Here is a 20,322-nt window from a genome sequence, read left to right as displayed (position 1 = left end):
CCGTACAACCTGCTGTCGGGAATGTGAAAAACAGGTAAGAACCGGTCAGTGCACGGTGTTCCGGCGGCACAAGTTGCCGTAGGGTCGCCTGAGTCCAGGCGCTGGGGAGCGCGGACAGCCGTCGAAGGGGAGGGGCCAGAGGTATGGCAGCGCAGTTCGGTCGCCGACTTCGCAAGGGGGCGACCACCACCGCCGTGGCCGCCGTAGCCGTGGCGGCGCTCTCCGCCTCCGGGGCCCCCGGCACACCGCTGGTCGGCGGCAGCGGCGACCCGCAGTCCACCGGAACGACCCCTCCGCCCGACGACAGCGCGGCCACCGGCAACTCGCCGTACTACACGGACCTGCCCCCGCTGGTCACACCCGACAAGCCGGGCACGTCCACGAATCTGCCCGTCACCGGCAGCGCGGAATCCGGCATTCCGGCTTCGATCCTGGCCGCGTACAAGAAGGCCGAGCAGAGCCTCGCGAGCAGCGACGCCGCCTGCCGGCTGCCGTGGCAACTGCTCGCCGCGATCGGCAAGGTCGAGTCCGGCCAGGCGCGCGGCGGTCGGGTCGACGCGAACGGCACCACGTTCTCCCCGATCCTCGGCCCGGTTCTCGACGGCCGCGGCTTCGCCCTGATCAAGGACACCGACAACGGGGCGTACGACGGGGACGCGACGCACGACCGCGCCGTCGGCCCGATGCAGTTCATCCCGTCCACGTGGGCGACCTGGGGCCAGGACGGCAACGGCGACGGCCGCAAGGACCCCAACAACATCTACGACGCGGCGCTCGCCGCCGGACACTACCTCTGCGCCGGCTCCCGCGATCTGTCCATCGCCACGGATCTCGACCGCGCGGTCCTGAGCTACAACCACTCGAACGCCTACCTCCGTACGGTCCGTTCCTGGTTCGAGTACTACAAGCGCGGCACCCACGAGATCCCCGACGGCACCGGCGTGATCCCGCCCGACCTCGGCGGTACGGACACGAGGCCCGGCAGCCCGAGTCCCTCCCCTGCGCCGTCCGGGCCCGTCAAGCCCGGGCCGACGCCGAGCCCGGCCCCGTCGAAGCCGGGCGGCGGACCCACGACCGGCCCGACCCCCGACCCCACTCAAACCCCCACGCCCCCGCGGTCCCAGACCCTCGCGGGCGTGGAGAACGCCGGCACCGGCACGCTGACCGCCACCGCGGGCGACGCGTTTACCGAGCGGATCAAGGTGCGGGCCAGGAACAGCGCCGGCGGCCCGCTCGCCAGGGTGTCCGTGACCTTCACCATCGCCGGTGACACGGACGCCGCCTTCGACGGCGGGAAGAAGGCGGTCACCCTCCTCACCACGGCCGACGGCACGGTCACCGCCCCGGTGCTGAAGGCGGGCGAAAAGACGGGGAAGTTCACGGTGCGGGCCGTCGCCACCGGCCGCTCGCTGCCCCCCGTCACCTACGGCGCGACCGTCACCGCCCGCCGGGCCGACACGATCGCCAGGACCGACGACAAGGCCCTGACCGCCGCGCCCGGCGCCGAGTTCGCCGACACCGTCGAGGTCAAGGCCACCTACAAGGACGCGGTCGCCGACGGTGTCGCGGTCACCGCCACCATGATCACGGACGCGGCGGAGCACGCCGAGAACGACAAGGGCCCGTACTTCAAGGACGCGGACGGCAAGACGGTCCGCACCCTCACGAACCTGAGGACCGGCGCCGACGGCACCCTGAAGCTCCCGAAGATCTACGCCGACGACACCGCGGGCACGTACAAGCTGCGCCTCACCACCGAGGGCGGCGCCAAGATCGTCATCGAGCTGAAGGTCGAGGCCCCGCCGGCCCCGGAGGTATCACCGACCCCGGAGGCATCGCAGACCCCGGAGGCATCGCAGAGCCCGGAGCCCCCCGCCGCCTGATCGGCCCGGCCGCACGTCACGACAGCCCCTCCGCCACCACCCGGCCGAGGGGCTGTTCCACGTTTTCTCATCCCGCGCCCGGTGTTCTCATCTCGCGCCCGCGTTGCTACGGTGCCCCAACCCTGACGACCCATCAGATCCGTGCTCTCCGGGAGGACCGGCATGCGTGCCCTCGTCGCCGCCGCCATCGGACTGGCCGCAGCCCTCGCACTCGTCTTCACCATCAGCGCGATCGGCGCCCCGCCCGGAGAGACCTCGCCCAAACCTCTGCTGACCACCGTCCCGGGCCCCAAGAACCAGTAACCGGAAGAAGAAACAGAAGCTGAGGGAGGGCACCACCACCATGCGCCGCCGAGCCAGCCTCGTACTCCTGGCCTTCGCCGTCTTCTTCGCCGCCATGTCGCCCCTGTTGCGCTGGTACGCCTTCCCCAGGCTCGCGAAGATCCCGCCCAGTCAGTACCAGGAGACGGTGCTGGAGGCGAAGCCCGCCACCCTCCTCGACTACAACGACAACATGAAGGTCAAGCGGGTCCCCAAGGTCACCATCGTGCAGACCCTCAAAGGCAACGTGGAGGAGTCCGAGAAGATCGAGCGCAGCGCCGGCCGCGACGTCGTCGTCTGGGACGCCCTCAGTTACGTGGTCGGCCCGGACGGCAAGATGGTCTCCGAGATCCCCGAGCGCTACATCTTCGACGCGCACAGCCAGGCCCCCGTACACGCCACCGGGGAATCCGTCGACGGCGACCCGGTCAGGCGCGAGGGCATCGAGTTCAAGTGGCCCTTCCTCACCGAGAAGCGCGACTACGAGTACTTCGACGCGCAGGCCCGCACCAGCTCGCCCATCCACTACAAGGGCACCCGCACCTTCCACGGCATGGACGTCTACTACTTCGAGCAGACCATCCCGTGGACCAAGGTCCCGATGCCGAAGAAGATGCCCATCAAGGGCGTCACCCCGGAACAGATCAGCAAGACGGGCATGACCCGCTGGTACACCACCAAGCGGATGTTCTGGGTGGACCCGGTCACCGGAGCGCCCGTCAACGGCGAGGAGATCCACAAGGAGGAACTGCGCAACGCCAAGGCGATGGGCCTGCCCCAGGACACCGTCACCGTGTTCGCCGGGCACGTGAAGATGCGCGCGGACTACGTCGATTCGATCGTCGCCCTGGTCAAGTCCCAGCGCCTGCTGGTCCTGCTGCTCACCTCGTACCTGCCCTGGGGCTTCCTCGCCCTCGGCGCGGTCCTGCTCGCGCTCGCCCTGTGGCTGGAGGCACGCTCCCGGCACCCGCAGGACGAACAGCCCGACGGAGCGACGGCACCCGCCTTTGACCCGCAACCCACTCCCGCCTGAGCCGGGCCCTCTTCCTACTCCCGCTTGAGCCGCGCCTTCGTGAACCGGGTCGCCTCCACCGTCGTGGGGTCCTGTGGCCACGGATGCTTCGGATACCGGCCGCGCAGCTCGGCCCGCACGGCCCGGTAGCCGTCCCGCCAGAACGACGCCAGATCCGCGGTGACCGCCGCGGGACGGCCGGCGGGGGAGAGGAGATGGACCAGGACCGGCACCCCGGCCACCCGCGGCGTCTCCCGCAGGCCGAACAGCTCCTGGAGCTTCACCGCCAGTACGGGCTGCGCCCCGCCGTACTCCACCCTGATACGCGAACCGCTCGGCACCTCGATCCGCTCCGGCGCCAGCTCATCCAGCCGCACCGCTTCACCGGTCGCCCACGGCAGCAGCCGCCGCAGCGCCTGCCCCGCGTCGATCCGCGCCAGGTCCGAACGGCGCCGGGCCCGTGACAGCTCGGGCTCCAGCCACTGTTCGGTACGGTCCAGCAGCGCACCGTCCGACACCTCCGGCCAGGGCTCCCCCAGCTCCCGGTGCAGAAAGGCGAGCCGCTCCCGCAGCTGCCCGGTGTCCCGCGTCCAGCGCAGCAGCCCGAGCCCCTCGCGCCGCAGCCCCTCGACCAGCGCCTCGCGCACCAGCTCCGGCGCCGGCTCCTTCAGCGGGCGCGCCGACAGCTCGACGGCACCCAGCCGCTCCACCCGGCGGGCCACCACATCGCCGCCCGCCCAGCGGACCTCCTCGCCCGCGAACCGCAGCTGCCCGGCGGCCACCCGCGCCGTGCCCTCGTCGACGACGGCGGCGAGTCGCACCCGCGCCGACGCGGCATGGGCGGGCCGGTCGGCGACCGCGACCGCCAGCCACGGCGCACTGCGCAGCCCCGACCCGTCCCGCAGCTCCGCCCCCGTCCCCGACACCATCAGGAACGCCCCCTCGCCCCGCGCCCGCGCCACCCGCTCCGGGAACGCCAGCGCGGCCACCAGACCGACGGCGGCGTCGTCCGGACCCGAACCCCCGCCCACGTCCTCGACCGACGACGACAGCCGCCGGACCTCCTGCCGCCACCGCGCCGCATACCCGTCCCGGCCCCGCCGGGCGGTACGCAACGCCACCGCCAGATCGTCGCCGTACTCCCGCGGCGGCTCCTCGCTCAGCAGCGCCACCACCTCGGCCGCCCGCCGCCCGCCCACCTCGGCGGCGCCGTCCAGCAGGGCCCGCGCCAGCCGCGGATGCAGGCCCAGCCGGGACATCCGGACACCCCGGTCGGTGACCCGCCCCGCCGCGTCCACCGCGCCCACCGCCGTCAGCACCTCGCGCGCCGCGCCCATCGCGCCCGCGGGCGGCGGATCGAGCAGCGCCAGCCGCGACGCGTCCGGATCGCCCCAGCAGGCCGCCTGCAACGCGAACGCCGCCAGATCCGCGACCTTGATCTCCGGGGACGGGAACCGCGCCAACCGCCCGTCCTCCGCCTGCTCCCAGCACCGGTACACCGTCCCCGGCGCCTCACGTCCGGCCCGGCCCGCCCGCTGCCTGCCCGCCGCCTGCGAGGCCCGTACGGTCGTCAGCGCGCTCAGTCCCCGCGCGTGATCGGTGCGCGGCTCCCTGGCCAGCCCCGAGTCGACCACGACCCGCACCCCGGGCACCGTCAGGGACGACTCCGCCACCGACGTCGCCAGCACCACCCGCCGACCGTCGGACGACCCGGCCAGCACCGCGTCCTGCACCGCCGCCGGAGCCCGCCCGTGCACCTGGAGCACCTCGGCCGCCACCCCCGCCAGCTGCCCCGCCACCCGGCCGATCTCGCCGACACCGGGCAGGAAACACAGCACGTCGCCGTCCCGTTCGTCGAGCGCCCGGCGCACCGTCGCCGCGACATGCGCCAGCAGCGCCGGATCGACCCTCATCCCGTGCGGCGGCCGCACCGGCCCGGTCGGCGGCACCCACACCACCTCCACCGGATGCGAAACACCCTGCGCCTGAACCACGGGGGCGTCGCCCAGCAGCCGCGCCCAGCCCTGCGCGTCCGTCGTCGCGGACGCGGCGACCAGCCGCAGATCGGGCCGGATCGCCTCCCGCACATCAAGGAGGAACGCGGCGACCGTGTCCGCGTCCAGATGCCGCTCATGGCACTCGTCGATGATCACCGCATCGACCCCGGCCAGCTCCTGGTCGCGCTGCAGCCGCTGGAGCAGCACCCCGGTGGTCACCACCTCCACCACCGTGTCGCGCCCCACCACGCGCTCCCCGCGGACCGTGAACCCCACCCGCCCGCCGACCTGCTCCCCGACGAGCCACGCCATCCGCCGCGCCGCCGCCCGCGCCGCGATCCGCCGCGGCTCGGCGACCACCACCCTGCGCACCGGGCCGCCCCCGGCCAGACCGGCCAGGACCAGCGGTACGAGGGTGGTCTTGCCGGTGCCGGGCGGCGCGCACAGCACCGCGACGCCGCGGTCGTCGAGCGCCCGCTCCAGGGCGGGCACAGCGGTGCGTACGGGCAACTGGTCCAGGGCGTCGGTACGGATCACGCCCCCAGTCTCGTACGACACGCCCGCGCTCCCGTACCCCGAGGCCGGTCCGGGCCCCGAGACCGGTTCCGTACCCCGGGACCGGCCCGGTGTCAGTCCCGTACGCAGACGAAGATCGCCGTGCCCGGGATCAGACCCCCGCGCAGCGGGGACCAGCCGCCCCACTCCTGGTGGTTCCAGGCGGGCCACTCCGGTTCGACGAGATCGACGAGCCGGAATCCGCCGGCCACCACGTCCCGCACCCGGTCGCCCAGCGTCCGGTGGTGCTCGACGTAGACCGCTTCGCCCCGCTCGTCCTGCTCGACGTAGGGGGTGCGGTCGAAGTACGAGGCCGCGACCGAGAGCCCCTCGGGCCCCGGCTCGTCCGGGAACGCCCAGCGGACCGGATGCGTCACCGAGAAGACCCAGCGGCCCCCGGGGCGCAGCACCCGGTGCACCTCGCGGAACACCTGCACGGGATCGGCGACGAACGGCACCGCGCCATAGGCGGAGCAGGCCAGGTCGAAGGAGGCGTCCCGGAACGGCAGCGCCCCGGCGTCCGCCTCCACCAGCGGGACCTCGTCGCCGATCCGCAGGGCGTGCTGCAACTGCCGGTGCGAGAGGTCCAGGGCCACCGGACGGGCTCCCTGGGCGGCGAGCCAGCGCGAGCACTGCGCGGCGCCCGCGCCGATCTCCAGGACGTCCAGGCCCTTCAGCGCCCCGGCGGGGCCGAGCAGACCGGCCTCGGCCTCGTCGAGCCCCTCCGGGCCCCAGACGAAACGGTCGTCGCCGAGAAAGGAGCCGTGGTCGCTCTGGTACTCGTCGGCGTTCCGGTCCCACCAGCCGCGACTGGCCCGGCTGCTCTCGGCCTGCGACGCGCTGCGGCGTGTCGCTTCGGGCTCGGCCGGGTGGATCTCTTGGCTCATCGTGTCCGTCGTTGTAGTTTGCCTTCACCCCGCCGCACGCGGTACGTAACCAGGGGTGCCTGTCCTTACGGCTCCGTGCTCACGCAATTGTCTCCCGGGGCCGATATGGCCTCGGAGAACACGAATTGTGCCGGAAATGGGCCGTTGTGCCCCGGGTGTACGCCTTCGCGCATTGACCGTGCCCGGCTGCCCCCGTATGCTACAAGTTGCGCTGCGAGCCTGCGCGCCTCAGACCTAGCAGGCCGCGCTCGCATCTGTTGTATGTCCCCTCGGTTCACGAGGCGCTTCCCGTTCGGCGGGTCCGGTGCTTCCCGAGCTGTCCGGCTTCTGCAGAGGCGATACGGGCTCCCGGCGTAGCAGTACCTACGACTCACTGTCCGTACCGGAGCCCTTTCCCACATGACGAGCAGCACCGAGACCACCGCCACCACCCCGCAGGTAGCGGTCAACGACATCGGTAACGAGGAAGCCTTCCTCGCCGCGATCGACGAGACGATCAAGTACTTCAACGACGGCGACATCGTCGACGGCGTCATCGTGAAGGTCGACCGGGACGAGGTCCTGCTCGACATCGGTTACAAGACCGAAGGCGTCATCCCCTCCCGCGAGCTTTCGATCAAGCACGACGTCGACCCGAACGAGGTCGTCAAGGTCGGCGACGAGATCGAGGCCCTGGTTCTCCAGAAGGAGGACAAGGAAGGCCGCCTCATCCTGTCCAAGAAGCGCGCTCAGTACGAGCGTGCCTGGGGCACGATCGAGAAGATCAAGGAAGAGGACGGCATCGTCACCGGTACCGTCATCGAGGTCGTCAAGGGTGGTCTCATCCTCGACATCGGCCTCCGTGGCTTCCTGCCGGCCTCCCTCGTCGAGATGCGCCGCGTCCGCGACCTCCAGCCCTACGTGGGCAAGGAGCTCGAGGCCAAGATCATCGAGCTGGACAAGAACCGCAACAACGTGGTCCTGTCCCGCCGTGCCTGGCTGGAGCAGACCCAGAGCGAGGTCCGCCAGACCTTCCTCACGACCCTGCAGAAGGGCCAGGTCCGCTCCGGCGTCGTTTCCTCGATCGTCAACTTCGGTGCGTTCGTGGACCTCGGTGGCGTCGACGGTCTCGTGCACGTCTCCGAGCTGTCCTGGAAGCACATCGACCACCCCTCCGAGGTTGTCGAGGTCGGCCAGGAAGTCACCGTCGAGGTTCTCGACGTCGACATGGACCGCGAGCGCGTCTCGCTGTCGCTCAAGGCGACGCAGGAAGACCCGTGGCAGCAGTTCGCCCGTACGCACCAGATCGGGCAGGTCGTTCCCGGTAAGGTCACCAAGCTCGTTCCCTTCGGTGCGTTCGTGCGCGTCGACGAGGGCATCGAGGGTCTGGTCCACATCTCCGAGCTGGCCGAGCGCCACGTGGAGATCCCGGAGCAGGTCGTCCAGGTCAACGACGAGATCTTCGTCAAGGTCATCGACATCGACCTCGAGCGTCGCCGCATCAGCCTCTCGCTGAAGCAGGCCAACGAGTCCTTCGGTGCCGACCCGGCCTCGGTCGAGTTCGACCCGACCCTGTACGGCATGGCCGCGTCCTACGACGACCAGGGCAACTACATCTACCCCGAGGGCTTCGACCCCGAGACCAACGACTGGCTCGAGGGCTACGAGACCCAGCGCGAGGCGTGGGAGACGCAGTACGCCGAGGCGCAGCAGCGCTTCGAGCAGCACCAGGCCCAGGTCATCAAGTCCCGCGAGGCCGACGAGGCCGCTGCTGCCGAGGGCGCTGCTGCCCCGGCCGGTGGCGCCCCGGCTGCCTCCGGCGGCAGCGGTGGCGGTTCGTACTCCTCGGAGTCCGCGGACAACTCCGGCGCCCTGGCGTCGGACGAGGCCCTGGCTGCCCTGCGCGAGAAGCTGGCGGGCGGCCAGAGCTGACGCTCCGCGCCCCCTCCGGTCGGTGATCGACCGCAGTAGCTGAAAAGTGAGGCCCGTTCCCTTCGAGGGGCGGGCCTCACTCGTTGTTCTGGAGCCGGTCCGAAGCTGTCCGGGGTCGTACGGGGTCGTACGGGGCCGTCCGGAGCCGTCCGGAGCCGTCCGGGGGCGTCCGGGGTTGTCCGCGCGGGCCGTTACGGCGTGACGGTGATGTTGTTCAGGATCTGGACCCGGTCGCTCCGGTCGGAGAGGTTGCCCGCCGTGCCGACGTAGACGCCCTCGCCCATGCCGCGGCCGTCGTGCCCGGTGCCGTAGATCCGCGAGTTCTTGATGACGCCGTCCTTGCTGGAGTTGCGGAAGTGGACGCCCTCCATGCCCAGGTCGTGCACGGTCACGGAGTCGATCACGACCCCCGTGGCGGTGTCGGCCATGAGGGTGATCCGGGCGGCGGCGGTGCCGGGGACGGTCGCCTTGAAGTTTCCGGTGTACGTGCCGTCGGCGAGTCGGATGGTGTCGCCGGGGCTCGCGGCGGTGAGGGCGGAATTGAGCTGGGCGGCGGTGCTCACATCGATGACCGTCGCCGCGTCCGCGGTGGTGGCGGAGGCGAGAGCGAGGCCGCCGGTGGCGAGTGCGGTGGCCAGCAGGGCGGGGAGCAGCGTGCGGGTGCGCATGGAGGGCCTTCCCGGCGAAGGAGTTCGAGAGGTTCTCGTACGTGAACGTGGGGCGACTCTCTGAACTTGCTGCCCAGTGACGGTAGGGACGAGGTGAGACCGTGTCAAGGTGTGGACCATTGCTCGCGGGTGGCCGGTGCGACTTGCTTTCCGTCGTCAACTCGGCGCCCACGACGAGGTATTCACTGACATGAATGTCAACGCACGTACCGACGGCGTCCCGTGCGGACAACGGCCGTAGGCGGTGACGGCACTGCACATCCGCGTTCTCGCGCAAGTTCTGGCATGAACCGCCGGGTGAAGGGGCATGGTGCGGGAATGCTCGTGCCCAGCCGGACGTTCTTCTCAGGGAACACGAGGAGGAGCGGTAACCGTGCTTGATCCGCAGAGTTTGTACGAATGGGAGCCGAAGGGACTGGCCGTCGTCGACATGGCGCTCGCCCAGGAGTCGGCCGGCCTGGTCATGCTCTACCACTTCGACGGATACATCGACGCGGGCGAGACCGGTGAACAGATCGTCGACGGCCTGCTCGAAACGCTGCCGCACCAGGTCGTCGCCCGCTTCGACCACGACCGGCTCGTCGACTACCGCGCGCGGCGCCCGCTGCTGACCTTCCGGCGCGATCGCTGGGCGGCCTACGAGACGCCGACGCTGGAAGTCCGGGTCGTCCAGGACGCGACCGGGGCGCCCTTCCTGCTGCTTTCCGGGCCCGAGCCCGATGTGGAGTGGGAGCGCTTCGCCGCCGCCGTCGAGCAGATCGTCGAGCGCCTCGGCGTCCGCCTCGCGGTGAATTTCCACGGCATCCCGATGGGCGTCCCGCACACCCGCCCCGTCGGTATCACCCCGCACGGCAACCGCACGGACCTCATGCCCGGCCACCGCAGCCCGTTCGACGAGGCGCAGGTCCCCGGCTCCGCCGAAGCTCTGGTGGAGTACCGGCTGATGGAGGCCGGACACGACGTCCTCGGCGTCGCCGCTCACGTGCCGCACTACGTCGCCCGCTCCGCCTACCCGGACGCGGCGCTCACCGCCCTGGAGGCGATCACGGCCGCGACGGGCCTGGTCCTGCCGACCGTCGCCCATGCGCTGCGCACGGAGGCCCACCGCACCCAGACCGAGATCGACCGGCAGATCGACCAGGGCGACGAGGAGCTCGTCTCGCTCGTCGAGGGCCTTGAGCACCAGTACGACGCGGTCGCGGGCTCCGAGACCCGGGGCAATCTGGTGGCCGAGCCGGTCGACCTGCCGTCGGCCGACGAGATCGGTCTCGAATTCGAGCGGTTCCTCGCGGAGCGCGAGGGAGACATCTGACCGGCCCCACCGGCCTGGTGTGAGGGGCACTAGGCTGCCCGGCATGCTGAAAGTGGGCCTGACCGGTGGGATCGGCGCCGGCAAGAGTGAAGTGTCACGGCTGCTCGTGGGATATGGAGCGGTCCTGATCGACGCGGACCGGATCGCCCGGGAGGTCGTCGAGCCGGGGACACCCGGGCTCGCGGCCGTCGTCGAGGCGTTCGGCGCGGACATCCTCACCGCCGACGGCACCCTGGACCGGCCCAGGCTCGGCTCGATCGTGTTCTCCGACGCCGACCGGCTCGCCACCCTCAACGCGATCGTCCACCCGCTGGTCGGCGCCCGCTCCGCCGAGCTGGAACGGGCCGCGGGCCCCGACTCGGTCGTCGTCCACGACGTCCCCCTCCTCACCGAGAATGGCCTCGCCCCGCTCTACGACCTGGTCGTCGTCGTGGACGCCGGTCCGCAGACCCAGCTCGACCGGCTCGTGCGGCTGCGCGGCATGACCGAGTCCGAGGCCCGCGCCCGGATGACCGCGCAGGCCACCCGGGAGCAGCGGCGTGCCGTGGCCGATCTGATCATCGACAACGACGGACCGCTGGAGGATCTGGAGCCACAGGTCCGCAAGGTCTGGTCGGAGCTGACGAAGCGGGCTGCGTCCGGGTGATGTCGGTATCAGGACAGCGGGGCCCGGCCGGGTGATGTACGTATCGGGACAGCGGGCCGCGTCCGGGTGATGTCCGTACCGCGACAGCGGGTCCAGGTCGGCTGATGTCCGTACCGGAATACCGCGCCTCGGCCGGGTGTTGAGAGCCGCGTAGTGAAGGGAAGGATGCAATCGTGCCCGAGAGGACCCCGGAAACCGACGTCATCGACTTCCGCGCGGCCGAACACCTGCTGGCGGCGCGCGATCCCCGGGGTGCGGTGAAGCTCCTGGACTCGGTGATCGCGGCCCATCCGGAGAACACGGCCGCCCGGCTGCTGCGGGCCCGTGCCTTCTTCGCCGCCGCCCAACTGCGTCCCGCCGAGCTCGAATTCGAGCTCGTCCTGGAGCGCGAACCCGACAACGCCTTCGCGCATTTCGCGCTCGCCCGCACCTTCGAACGCTCCGGCCGCTCCGACCGGGCCGCCCGCCACTTCCGGCTGGCCGCGGCCCTCGACCCGAACCCGGAGTACCTGAAGGCGGCCCGTTTCCGTACGGAGAACTGACACCGACACCGCCCCGCCGGGCGGCAATGCCGCCCGGCGGACGTCGCGCCCCGGTCAGTGCCCGTACCTGCCGCGCCCGCCGTGGTCGGGTTCGTACGGCGGAATATTGCGGCCCGGCTGGTAGTGCGGGCCCTGGCGGATGTGGTGGATGATCACCGCCATGTCCACGAGGACCAGCAGAAGCAGCACACCGCAGGCGGCGGCCCACCCTGGGCGGTCGGTCAGTGTGAAGGCCGCCAGGCCGAAGACGGCCCAGGCCAGCCCCCATAGACTCAGGCCGAGCCGCAGCCGCAGAGGACTGCGGGCAGTCGTCGGTTCATTACCTGTACGCATGGCAATCGCCCTCTCCTACCAGGATGGACCCGCAACGCGGTTTTGGGGACATGTCGACATGGGATTGAGGGGATCGTGCGTGAACGGCACATCATGGGGGGACCGCGTCGGCCGCAGGGCGAGGGTCCGGGGCTGTCTGCTGGGTGGAGCGATCGGGGACGCCCTCGGAAATCCCGTGGAGTTCCTCTCGCTCGCCGGTATCCGCCGCGCGCACGGTGAACACGGGGTACAGGGACTTCTCGCGGACGAGGAGGGAGTCGTCGGGCGTGTCACGGACGACACGCAGATGACCCTGTTCACCGCCGAGGGACTGATCAGGGCCCATTCCCGGGCGATGTCGAAGGGGATCGGCGGCGCCGAGATCGGGATCGTGCGGAACGCGTACCTGCGCTGGCTGGACACCCAGAACCACCCCGCTCCGCCGCCCGGCGGAGCCGAGAACCCGGTGCGGACCGGCTGGCTCAGGGAGCAGCCCTGGCTGTACGCGCGCCGAGCCCCCGGCAACGCCTGCCTGACGGGCCTCGCGACCGGCCATGTCCCCGAACCGTCGAGGCGGCTCGGGGAGCCCGGTCCCGTCAACACCGGGTCCAAGGGGTGCGGCACGGTGATGCGGTCCGCCCCCTTCGGACTGGTGGCGAAGGACGCCGAGGCGGGCTTCCGGCTCGCTCACTGGTGCGCGCAGATCACCCACGGCCACCCGACCGGTGCGTACGCCGCCGGTGCGTTGGCCGCGATCGTCGCCCATCTCCTGGAGGGCGACTCGATCGCGGGCGCGGTCCTGCGGGCCATGGAGCTGCTGCGTCGCCACCCGGGGCACGAGGAGACGACGGCGGCCCTGCGCGCGGCCGTCGACCTGGCCGCCGAGGGCGAGCCGACCGCCGAGAAGGTGGAGACGCTGGGCGCGGGGTGGGTGGCCGAGGAGGCCCTCGCCATCGCCGTGTACTGCGCGCTGGTGCTGCCGGGCGCCGACCAGGTGGCCCAGTCGCTGCTGCTCTCGGTCAACCACTCCGGCGACAGCGACTCCACGGGTGCGGTCTGCGGCAATCTGCTCGGCGCCCGCCACGGGGACGTACACCTTCCGCCGTCCTGGCTGGTGGCGACCGAAGGGCGAGCGGTGATCACGGAGGTGGCCGACGACCTGTGCGTGGAGTTCGAGCACGCGGTCGCGTGGCCGGCCGAGCGGTACCCGGTGCACTGACGGGCCCGCCGCCGCGCTTCGAAGCCGACGGCAGGTCAATACACCGGGCGGTGACGGCCGGTCAGTCCGTCGGTACGCCCGCGATGACCGCCTGTCAGTCCGTCAGCATCTTGGCGCGCAGCGCGGCCACCGTCGCGTCGTCGAGCCTCAGGTCCTCGCGTAAGTAGGTGTCGAAGTCGCCGTACAGGAGCCTTACAGGTGGTCCACCTCGGCGAACGCCGCGCGCAGCCGGCTCAGTTCGACGGCCTTGGCCAGGGTTATCAGTGCCGAGTCGTGGAACCGGATGCCGTGGCTGAGCGAGACCACGTCGGCCTGGACCGGCGTCCACCGCCGCCGCCCTGCACATCCACCCCAACACCGTCGACTACCGCATCCGCCGCATCGACTGCTTTGCGGGCCTCTCCCCGGCCCGCCCGGCCGGCCTCCAGTACATCAGCGCGGCCCTGGTCGCCCGTCGTTCGGTGTGACCCTCGGGGGGACTCAGGGGAAGCCGGGGGACCGGGATCTGTGGTCCGGCAAGCGATGAATTCCGGACCGCGGGCCGGTCTGTCTCTTCGTGAACACCACAGTGCGCAGCTTCCCCGAGGAGACCCGGATGTCCCAGTCCACGCAGGCCCCGAGCACCCCCGCCGCCGCCTTTGCCGATGCCTCCGACGACACCCCTTCACGTACTTCTTCCGATGCCCCGGCCGGGGGCCGCAGCCGGGCGACCGTCGCGCGGGTCGTACTCGCCCTGTTCTTCGGGTTCAGCGCGTTCGCCAAGCTGATTGATAGCCCGCGAGTGGCGGGGCCGTAGGCGGAGCTGGTCGCGTACGTCCGTGGGCGCGCGTAGCGGCTCCCCGTTCCGGGCCCGGCCGGTCGGTGGTCGGTCGTGGCGGTCAGTGGACCGTGGTGAAGCTGCGCCACGGGAGGTTACGGGCGCCGGTCACGTCGCTGACCGTGGTCGCGACGTACGTCGTACCCGGCCCGGTGCAGTCGGGTGTGCGGTACAGAATGATGTCGATCAGGGTGCCGTTGGTCACTTCCTTGGCACCCGCGGGAGCGAGCCGGTGGCAGCCCTTCACCGAGGGGCTGTTCACCATGATCACGGCGTTCCGCTCCGTCGTGTAGGTGACCGGCCCGACCGCGGTCCGGCCGAGGCCGGAACAGCCTGCGACGGTGAGGGTCAGGAGCACGGTCCCGGCCGCAGTGCCGAGACGGCGGCGTCGTTGATCGATCACGGGCATGGGCGGGTCCTCGTCTGTGTCTCGTCCGGCTCAGCCTTCAGCACCGTTCGCGACACGGCACTGGGTGCGCCACGGAGAACGTGCTGACGCTGGTCACCCTGCCCGTTCCCCGGCGACCCGGCATCCGGGGCGGGGCCGGGCGGGGGACAGCCGTAAGCGGAGAGCCGCGACTCATGTTCATATCGGTTGATAGTGGGCATACCGTGGTAATAGCGACTGATTGTCGTGTTTCGATGTTTCCGGCGTTCAGGGGGCCGTCATGGTCCAGGAGCTCGTGATCGCGATAGTGGCTGCGGCCTCGGCGGGTGCGTTGTACGTGTCCGCAGCGGCCAAGGTCGTCAAGCAGTACGAGCGGGGTGTCGTGCTGCGGCTGGGCAGGCTTCGTAACGATGTGCGAGGGCCCGGATTCACCATGGTGATCCCCGGCATCGACCGGTTGCACAAGGTCAATATGCAGATCGTGACGATGCCGGTGCCCGCGCAGGACGGGATCACCCGGGACAACGTGACGGTGCGGGTCGACGCTGTCATCTACTTCAAGGTGGTCGACGCGGCGAATGCGGTGATCCAGGTGGAGGACTACCGGTTCGCGGTCTCGCAGATGGCACAGACCTCACTGCGGTCGATCATCGGCAAGAGCGACCTCGACGATCTGCTGTCCAACCGCGAGAAGCTGAATCAGGGTCTTGAGCTGATGATCGACAGCCCGGCGGTCGGGTGGGGCGTGCAGATCGACCGGGTGGAGATCAAGGACGTCTCCCTGCCCGAGACGATGAAGCGCTCCATGGCCCGGCAGGCCGAGGCCGACCGCGAGCGGCGGGCCCGCGTCATCAACGCGGACGCCGAGCTTCAGGCGTCGAAGAAGCTCGCCGAGGCGGCGAAGGAGATGTCCAGCCAGCCGGCCGCGCTCCAACTGCGCCTCCTGCAGACGGTGGTCGCGGTCGCGGCCGAGAAGAACTCCACGCTGGTGCTTCCGTTCCCGGTGGAGCTGCTCCGCTTCCTGGAGAGGGCCCAGCAGCCCGGCCAGCAGACGGAGTTGGAGCCGCAGCAGGCCGTGCGGCCGCCGCAGCGCCCCGCGCAGGCGCCGCCCGAGCGTCCGGCCCAGGCGCAGCCCGAGCGCACCGGGCAGGCACAGGCACAGCCGCATCCGCAGCCACGGTCGCGGGCGCAGAAGCCGCAGTCCGGGGCGCCTGTTCCCACGCCCGCTGTGCTTGCGGGCACCCCACCCGCGCGGTCGTCCCGGTCGAAGCCGTTCGCCCGGCACTGAGGCGTGCGGGGATCCCGGCGCCGAACCGGGCACTGCTTGGCCAATACTGCATCTGACCTGCTGGAATGCGGGTGCGCGACCGGTTGTCAGACCCCCCGCCTAGACTCGCAGGAGTCATAGGGATCAGGACGATCAAGAGGATCAGGGCGGGAGGGGAGGGGACCGATGACCACGGCAGAACACCGGCTGGACGAGTCCGCCGTCCGCCTTCTGAGATGTGCTGCCGTTTTCCTTCCGGCATCGCTGCCGAGGGACGGGCGCGTCGCCTTCTGGGATCCCGATGGCGTCCCTCTCTCGGAGCCGGCCGGTTCTGCGGATCGTGAGGGCGCGGCGCAGGGCACGGCACCCGGTGCGGCCGTCGCGGAGATCACCGTCGTCCGCCGGGACGGACAGCAGGACGGCGTGGGACGGCGTACGGTGCCCGCGGTCCTGCTGCCCCTGTGCGATGCCGTGCCGCTGCTGTCCCGCGCCCGGCACCTGCAGTCCGCCCATCCCGCGACCCGCTGCTGGGGCGCCGCCGCGCTCCAGGCGCTCAACCTGGTGGCGCGCGGCAGACTCCTCCCCGGCCTGACGGGCGACGACCACGACGCCTGGCGGGCCGGACCGCGCGACGCCGAGGACATCGCCCACCTCCGCGCGATCGCCGCCGCCATGCCGGCCGAGGGCTACGCGGTCCCGCTCCCGGACCGCGCACCGCTCCAGGTCCCCGACCCGGAGTGGCTGCTCGGGACGTTCCTCGACGCGGTGGCCGACACCCTGCCCCGTACGCCCGCCGCCGCATACGCGATGGGCGCACCTTTCGCGGCCGTTGAGGCCCAGCATCTGCCGGAAGCCCGTGACTGGGCCGTCGAAGTCGCGGCCGGGCTCGACGCGGGGGTACGGGTTTCGCTGCGCCTCGACCTGTCGGCGTACGAACTCTTCGACACGGCGGATACGTACGCCGGCCACCACGAATACAGCGGCGACGGCCACGACGCCTACGACGCCTACGACGCCTACGACGGCCGCAGCGACCGGAACGGCCGCGACGCCGACAACGACCACGGCGACCGGAACCGCCGCGACGTCGACGGCGCCCCCGCTGCGACGGCCGCGGATGCTCGTCCCGGCGCTGCGCGGCACGCCGCCGCGGCCATCACCCAGGTGCACAGCCTGGCCGACCCGACCTACGTCGTCGACGCCGCGGCCCTGTGGCACGGCCCGGCCGGAGAGCCGTTCGGTCCCCGGGCCAGGATCGACGCGGTGCTTGCGCTGCGCCGCGCCGCCCGCGTCTGGGCGCCGCTGGAGCGGCTGCTGGACCAGCCGGTGCCCGATGTGCTCGCGCTCGACGAGGACGAGCTGTACGAGCTGCTGGGCGACGGCGGAGCCCGGCTGACGGCGGCCGGGGTGAGCGTCCACTGGCCCAGGGAGCTCGCCCGTTCCCTCACCGCCGCCGCCGTCGTGCGGCCCGCGCCCGGCTCCGCCACCGACGGCACCTCGTTCTTCGACGCCGAGCAGCTCTTCACCTTCAACTGGCAGTTGTCGCTGGGCGACGAGCGGCTGACCGAGACGGAGATGGACGTTCTCGCGGAGGCCCACCGGCCGGTGGTGCGACTGCGGGACCAGTGGGTCGTCGTCGACCCCGCGCTCGTACGCAAGGCGCGCAAGCGGGAGCTCGGGCTGCTCGATCCGGTCGACGCCCTCGCCGTCGCGCTGACCGGCAGCGCCGAAGTCGACGGAGAGCAGGTCGAAGCGGTGCCCGTCGGCGCGCTGGCCGCGCTCCGGACCCGCATCACTGCCGACGACACCACCATCGCCCCGCCGCCCGGTCTCGACGCCACGCTCCGCGACTACCAACTGCGCGGCCTCGCCTGGCTGGACCGGATGACCTCGCTCGGCCTCGGCGGCTGCCTCGCCGACGACATGGGCCTGGGCAAGACGATCACCCTTATCGCGCTGCATCTGCACCGGGTCCACCCCGCGCCCACCCTGGTGATCTGTCCCGCCTCCCTCCTGGGCAACTGGCACCGGGAGATCAACCGCTTCGCCCCCGGCGTCCCCGTGCGCCGCTTCCACGGCACCGGCCGCACACTCGCCGATCCCGACGGCGGTTTCGTCCTCACCACGTACGGCACGATGCGTTCGAGCGCGGCGCAACTCGCCGACCACAGCTGGGGACTGATCGTCGCCGACGAGGCCCAGCACGTGAAGAACCCGCACTCCTCCACGGCGAAGGCGCTGCGGACCATCCCTGCCCCGGCCAGGGTCGCCCTCACCGGCACGCCCGTGGAGAACAACCTCTCCGAGCTGTGGGCCCTGCTCGACTGGACCACTCCCGGACTGCTCGGCCCGCTCAAGGCGTTCCGGGCCCGCCACGCCCGCATCGTCGAGAGCACCGGTACGGCTGCCGGGCTCGCCAACGACGAAGCGGTCGAACGGCTCTCCCGGCTGGTCCGGCCATTTCTTCTGCGCCGCAAGAAGTCGGACCCGGGCATCGCCCCCGAGCTGCCGCCCAAGACGGAGACCGACCACCCCGTTTTCCTCACCCGCGAACAGGCCACGCTCTACGAGGCGGCGGTCCGCGAGACGATGGCGTTCATCGAGGCCTCGGAGGGCATCGCCCGGCGCGGTCTGATCATGAAGCTGCTGGCCTCGCTCAAGCAGATCTGCAATCACCCCGCGCAGTATCTGAAGGAGGAGCCGACCCGCCTCACCGGCCGTTCGGGAAAGCTCGCCCTGCTCGACGAACTCCTCGACACGATCCTCGCCGAGGACGGCTCCGTCCTCATCTTCACCCAGTACGTGACGATGGCCCGGCTCCTCTCCGCCCACCTCGCCTCGCGCGCCGTCCCCTCCCAACTCCTGCACGGCGGTACGCCGGTGGCCGAGCGGGAACGGATGGTGGACCGCTTCCAGTCCGGCGAGGTACCGGTCTTCCTGCTCTCCCTCAAGGCGGCGGGCACCGGACTGAACCTCACCAGGGCCGCCCACGTCATCCACTACGACCGCTGGTGGAACCCGGCCGTCGAGGAACAGGCCACGGACCGGGCGTACCGCATCGGCCAGACACAGCCCGTGCAGGTGCACCGGCTGATCGCGGAGGGCACGGTCGAGGACCGGATCGACGAGCTCCTGCGGGCCAAGCGGGTCCTGGCCGATGCGGTTCTCGGCGCAGGTGAGACCGCGCTGACCGAGCTGAGCGACCGCGACCTGGCCGATCTCGTCTCGCTCCGGAGGCCGCTGTCATGAGCCCCCGCCCGCAGCCCCTGCCCCGTTCGTACGCCCGCCCCGAGCCCCGGCCGGCCGGTCGGGGCGTGGCCAGGTCACGCCCCGGCCCCGACGATCTGCGGCGCACCTTCGAGGCCGTGCCGCCCCGCACCTCCGACGGCGACGAACCCTTCGCGGACAGCTGGTGGGGCCGCGCCTGGGTGGCCGCCCTGGAATCCCTGTCGATGGACGAGGGACGGCTCTCCCGCGGCCGTACGTACGCCGACAGCGGCAAGGTCGCCGCGATCACCGTCACCCCCGGACGAGTCGTCGCCTACGTCCACGGCAGCCGCCCCCGCCCCTACCGCGCCGAGCTGCGTCTGCGGTCGTTCACCGACGCCGACTGGGACATCTTCCTGGACGCGGTGGCCGCCCGCCCCGGTCACCTCGCCGCACTGCTCGCCAAGGAGATGCCGCACGCGCTGGCCGACACGGCGGCCGAGGCCGGCATCGGACTGCTGCCCACCGCGGGCGATCTCGATCCCGGCTGTTCCTGCCCCGACCACGGCTGGCCCTGCAAGCATGTGGCCGCCCTCTGCTACCAGATGGCCCGGCTGCTGGACGCCGACCCGTTCGTCCTTCTGCTGCTGCGCGGCCGGGGCGAGCGCGAACTCCTCGAAGAGCTGGGCCGCCGCAACGCCGCGCACTCCGCCCGGGAGCGTCCCGCCGCCCCCGCCACCCCCTCCGTGCCGGCCGGCGAAGCCCTTGCGGACCGATACCTCCCGCCGCTCCCCGCCCCGCTCCCGGTCCTGCCGCACCCTGGGCAGCCGCCCTCGTACCCGAGCCTGCCCGGCGCCCGCGACCCGCTCGCCCTCGACCACCTGGCCACGGACGCGGCGGCCCGTGCGCACGCGCTCCTCACCACCGGCCTCGACCCGCTCGCCGGTCTCACCGCCTGGCAGGACGCGGTGCGGCTGGCCGCGTCCCGGCCCACCGCCGGGCTCACCGCGACCACCCGCGCCCTCTACCGCGAGTTGGCGTACGCCACCGGCCGCACCCCCACCGACCTGGCCCGGGCCGTCGCGGCCTGGCGCCAGGGCGGCGCCGAAGGGCTGGCCGTCCTCGAAACACCCTGGGACCCTCCGGCCGGCCCCTTCGACCGCGCCCGCCCCGCGCTCGCTGCCGCCGACTTCCCCCGCTTCCACCCCTGGCGCAACCACCTCACCCACCCCAGCGGCACACTCCAGCTCCGCTTCGGCCACGACGGCCGTTGGTACGGCTACGAATCCGAGCCGGGCGAGGACGACTGGTGGCCCCGCGCCACCCCGGACTCCGACCCGGTGGGCGCACTCCTGGAACTCGGCGGCGGCTGAACCCG

Annotated in this window: 16 protein-coding genes and 2 pseudogenes; 13 read left to right on the top strand and 5 right to left on the bottom strand. The window is 71.7% G+C overall.

Going from position 1 to position 20,322, the window contains the following annotated elements; all coding sequences use genetic code 11:
• Nucleotides 1–143: 143 nt before the first annotated feature.
• The 3 genes from OH735_RS08820 (at nucleotide 144) to OH735_RS08810 (ending at nucleotide 3,237) form a co-directional block, all read left to right on the top strand.
• Nucleotides 144–1,883: a lytic transglycosylase domain-containing protein gene (locus OH735_RS08820; RefSeq protein ID WP_406380834.1), complete on the top strand. Its 1,740-nt coding sequence runs from the start codon at nucleotides 144–146 to the stop codon at nucleotides 1,881–1,883.
• Between the two features lie 162 nt (nucleotides 1,884–2,045).
• Nucleotides 2,046–2,186 (top strand): SPW_0924 family protein, encoded by a 141-nt coding sequence (locus tag OH735_RS08815; protein WP_266745573.1) that lies wholly within the window; start codon nucleotides 2,046–2,048, stop codon nucleotides 2,184–2,186.
• A gap of 40 nt (nucleotides 2,187–2,226) precedes the next feature.
• Nucleotides 2,227–3,237: a DUF3068 domain-containing protein gene (locus OH735_RS08810; RefSeq protein WP_406380833.1), complete on the top strand. Its 1,011-nt coding sequence runs from the start codon at nucleotides 2,227–2,229 to the stop codon at nucleotides 3,235–3,237.
• A gap of 14 nt (nucleotides 3,238–3,251) precedes the next feature.
• On the opposite strand, the gene hrpB is transcribed toward OH735_RS08810, so the two are convergent.
• Nucleotides 3,252–5,750, bottom strand: coding sequence for an ATP-dependent helicase HrpB (hrpB, locus tag OH735_RS08805; protein ID WP_406386477.1), 2,499 nt, complete (start codon nucleotides 5,748–5,750; stop codon nucleotides 3,252–3,254).
• A gap of 92 nt (nucleotides 5,751–5,842) precedes the next feature.
• On the bottom strand, nucleotides 5,843–6,655 hold the full coding sequence (locus OH735_RS08800; protein ID WP_406380832.1) for a class I SAM-dependent methyltransferase: 813 nt from the start codon (nucleotides 6,653–6,655) through the stop codon (nucleotides 5,843–5,845).
• A 399-nt stretch (nucleotides 6,656–7,054) separates the two neighbouring features.
• Between OH735_RS08800 and rpsA the strand changes: the two genes are divergently transcribed.
• A complete protein-coding gene (gene rpsA / locus OH735_RS08795; protein ID WP_072483117.1) occupies nucleotides 7,055–8,566 on the top strand; it encodes a 30S ribosomal protein S1 in 1,512 nt (503 codons plus the stop codon).
• Between the two features lie 194 nt (nucleotides 8,567–8,760).
• On the opposite strand, the pseudogene OH735_RS08790 reads toward rpsA, so the two are convergent.
• Nucleotides 8,761–9,234: pseudogene (locus OH735_RS08790) on the bottom strand (sheath polysaccharide-degrading enzyme); the annotation flags it as partial.
• Nucleotides 9,235–9,625: 391 nt separating this feature from the next.
• Between OH735_RS08790 and OH735_RS08785 the strand changes: the two are divergent.
• From OH735_RS08785 to OH735_RS08775, 3 genes are all read left to right on the top strand, one after another.
• The gene (locus tag OH735_RS08785; RefSeq protein ID WP_406386475.1) at nucleotides 9,626–10,546 is read left to right on the top strand and encodes a PAC2 family protein; all 921 of its coding nucleotides are present in this window, start codon (nucleotides 9,626–9,628) and stop codon (nucleotides 10,544–10,546) included.
• Between the two features lie 43 nt (nucleotides 10,547–10,589).
• Entirely contained in the window at nucleotides 10,590–11,192 is a 603-nt protein-coding gene (coaE, locus tag OH735_RS08780; RefSeq protein WP_406380831.1) for a dephospho-CoA kinase, read from the top strand.
• Between the two features lie 173 nt (nucleotides 11,193–11,365).
• Nucleotides 11,366–11,734 (top strand): tetratricopeptide repeat protein, encoded by a 369-nt coding sequence (locus OH735_RS08775; protein ID WP_406380830.1) that lies wholly within the window; start codon nucleotides 11,366–11,368, stop codon nucleotides 11,732–11,734.
• A gap of 54 nt (nucleotides 11,735–11,788) precedes the next feature.
• Here the strand turns inward: OH735_RS08775 and OH735_RS08770 are convergent, their stop codons facing one another.
• Entirely contained in the window at nucleotides 11,789–12,067 is a 279-nt protein-coding gene (locus OH735_RS08770; protein ID WP_406380829.1) for a DUF6343 family protein, read from the bottom strand.
• Nucleotides 12,068–12,146: 79 nt separating this feature from the next.
• Between OH735_RS08770 and OH735_RS08765 the strand changes: the two genes are divergently transcribed.
• The 3 genes and pseudogenes from OH735_RS08765 (at nucleotide 12,147) to OH735_RS08755 (ending at nucleotide 14,061) form a co-directional block, all read left to right on the top strand.
• Complete coding sequence (locus OH735_RS08765; protein WP_406380828.1) at nucleotides 12,147–13,265, top strand: ADP-ribosylglycohydrolase family protein; 1,119 nt, start codon at nucleotides 12,147–12,149, stop codon at nucleotides 13,263–13,265.
• A gap of 309 nt (nucleotides 13,266–13,574) precedes the next feature.
• Nucleotides 13,575–13,732, top strand: a pseudogene (locus tag OH735_RS08760) (helix-turn-helix domain-containing protein); the annotation flags it as partial.
• A gap of 89 nt (nucleotides 13,733–13,821) precedes the next feature.
• A complete protein-coding gene (locus tag OH735_RS08755) occupies nucleotides 13,822–14,061 on the top strand; it encodes a hypothetical protein (protein ID WP_406380827.1) in 240 nt (79 codons plus the stop codon).
• An 82-nt stretch (nucleotides 14,062–14,143) separates the two neighbouring features.
• On the opposite strand, the gene OH735_RS08750 is transcribed toward OH735_RS08755, so the two are convergent.
• Nucleotides 14,144–14,491 carry a hypothetical protein gene (locus OH735_RS08750; RefSeq protein ID WP_406380826.1) on the bottom strand — a complete coding sequence of 116 codons (348 nt, stop codon included), beginning with the start codon at nucleotides 14,489–14,491 and terminating at the stop codon, nucleotides 14,144–14,146.
• Nucleotides 14,492–14,750: 259 nt separating this feature from the next.
• Between OH735_RS08750 and OH735_RS08745 the strand changes: the two genes are divergently transcribed.
• The 3 genes from OH735_RS08745 to OH735_RS08735 all read left to right on the top strand — a co-directional run bounded on the left by OH735_RS08745 (nucleotide 14,751) and on the right by OH735_RS08735 (nucleotide 20,317).
• Nucleotides 14,751–15,758: an SPFH domain-containing protein gene (locus tag OH735_RS08745; protein ID WP_406380825.1), complete on the top strand. Its 1,008-nt coding sequence runs from the start codon at nucleotides 14,751–14,753 to the stop codon at nucleotides 15,756–15,758.
• A gap of 165 nt (nucleotides 15,759–15,923) precedes the next feature.
• Nucleotides 15,924–18,986, top strand: a complete 3,063-nt coding sequence (locus OH735_RS08740; RefSeq protein ID WP_406380824.1) for a DEAD/DEAH box helicase — start codon at nucleotides 15,924–15,926, stop codon at nucleotides 18,984–18,986.
• Nucleotides 18,983–20,317: an SWIM zinc finger family protein gene (locus tag OH735_RS08735; protein ID WP_406380823.1), complete on the top strand. Its 1,335-nt coding sequence runs from the start codon at nucleotides 18,983–18,985 to the stop codon at nucleotides 20,315–20,317. Before OH735_RS08740 ends, OH735_RS08735 begins: the two co-directional genes overlap by 4 nt.
• Nucleotides 20,318–20,322: the final 5 nt, after the last annotated feature.

It is taken from the genome of Streptomyces sp. NBC_01618 (assembly GCF_045209435.1).
Classification (GTDB): Bacteria; Actinomycetota; Actinomycetes; order Streptomycetales; family Streptomycetaceae; genus Streptomyces.
The sequence above is the reverse complement of the archived record's forward strand: the minus strand, read 5'-3'. Positions and strand labels throughout refer to the sequence as shown.

Coding starts and splice junctions, on each gene's coding strand:
- OH735_RS08820 (WP_406380834.1), top strand. CDS start 144: ATGGCAGCGCAGTTCGGTCGCCGACTTCGCAAGGGGGCGACCACCACC.
- OH735_RS08815 (WP_266745573.1), top strand. CDS start 2,046: ATGCGTGCCCTCGTCGCCGCCGCCATCGGACTGGCCGCAGCCCTCGCA.
- OH735_RS08810 (WP_406380833.1), top strand. CDS start 2,227: ATGCGCCGCCGAGCCAGCCTCGTACTCCTGGCCTTCGCCGTCTTCTTC.
- OH735_RS08800 (WP_406380832.1), bottom strand. CDS start 6,655: ATGAGCCAAGAGATCCACCCGGCCGAGCCCGAAGCGACACGCCGCAGC.
- rpsA (WP_072483117.1), top strand. CDS start 7,055: ATGACGAGCAGCACCGAGACCACCGCCACCACCCCGCAGGTAGCGGTC.
- coaE (WP_406380831.1), top strand. CDS start 10,590: ATGCTGAAAGTGGGCCTGACCGGTGGGATCGGCGCCGGCAAGAGTGAA.
- OH735_RS08770 (WP_406380829.1), bottom strand. CDS start 12,067: ATGCGTACAGGTAATGAACCGACGACTGCCCGCAGTCCTCTGCGGCTG.
- OH735_RS08750 (WP_406380826.1), bottom strand. CDS start 14,491: ATGCCCGTGATCGATCAACGACGCCGCCGTCTCGGCACTGCGGCCGGG.
- OH735_RS08745 (WP_406380825.1), top strand. CDS start 14,751: ATGGTCCAGGAGCTCGTGATCGCGATAGTGGCTGCGGCCTCGGCGGGT.
- OH735_RS08740 (WP_406380824.1), top strand. CDS start 15,924: ATGACCACGGCAGAACACCGGCTGGACGAGTCCGCCGTCCGCCTTCTG.
- OH735_RS08735 (WP_406380823.1), top strand. CDS start 18,983: ATGAGCCCCCGCCCGCAGCCCCTGCCCCGTTCGTACGCCCGCCCCGAG.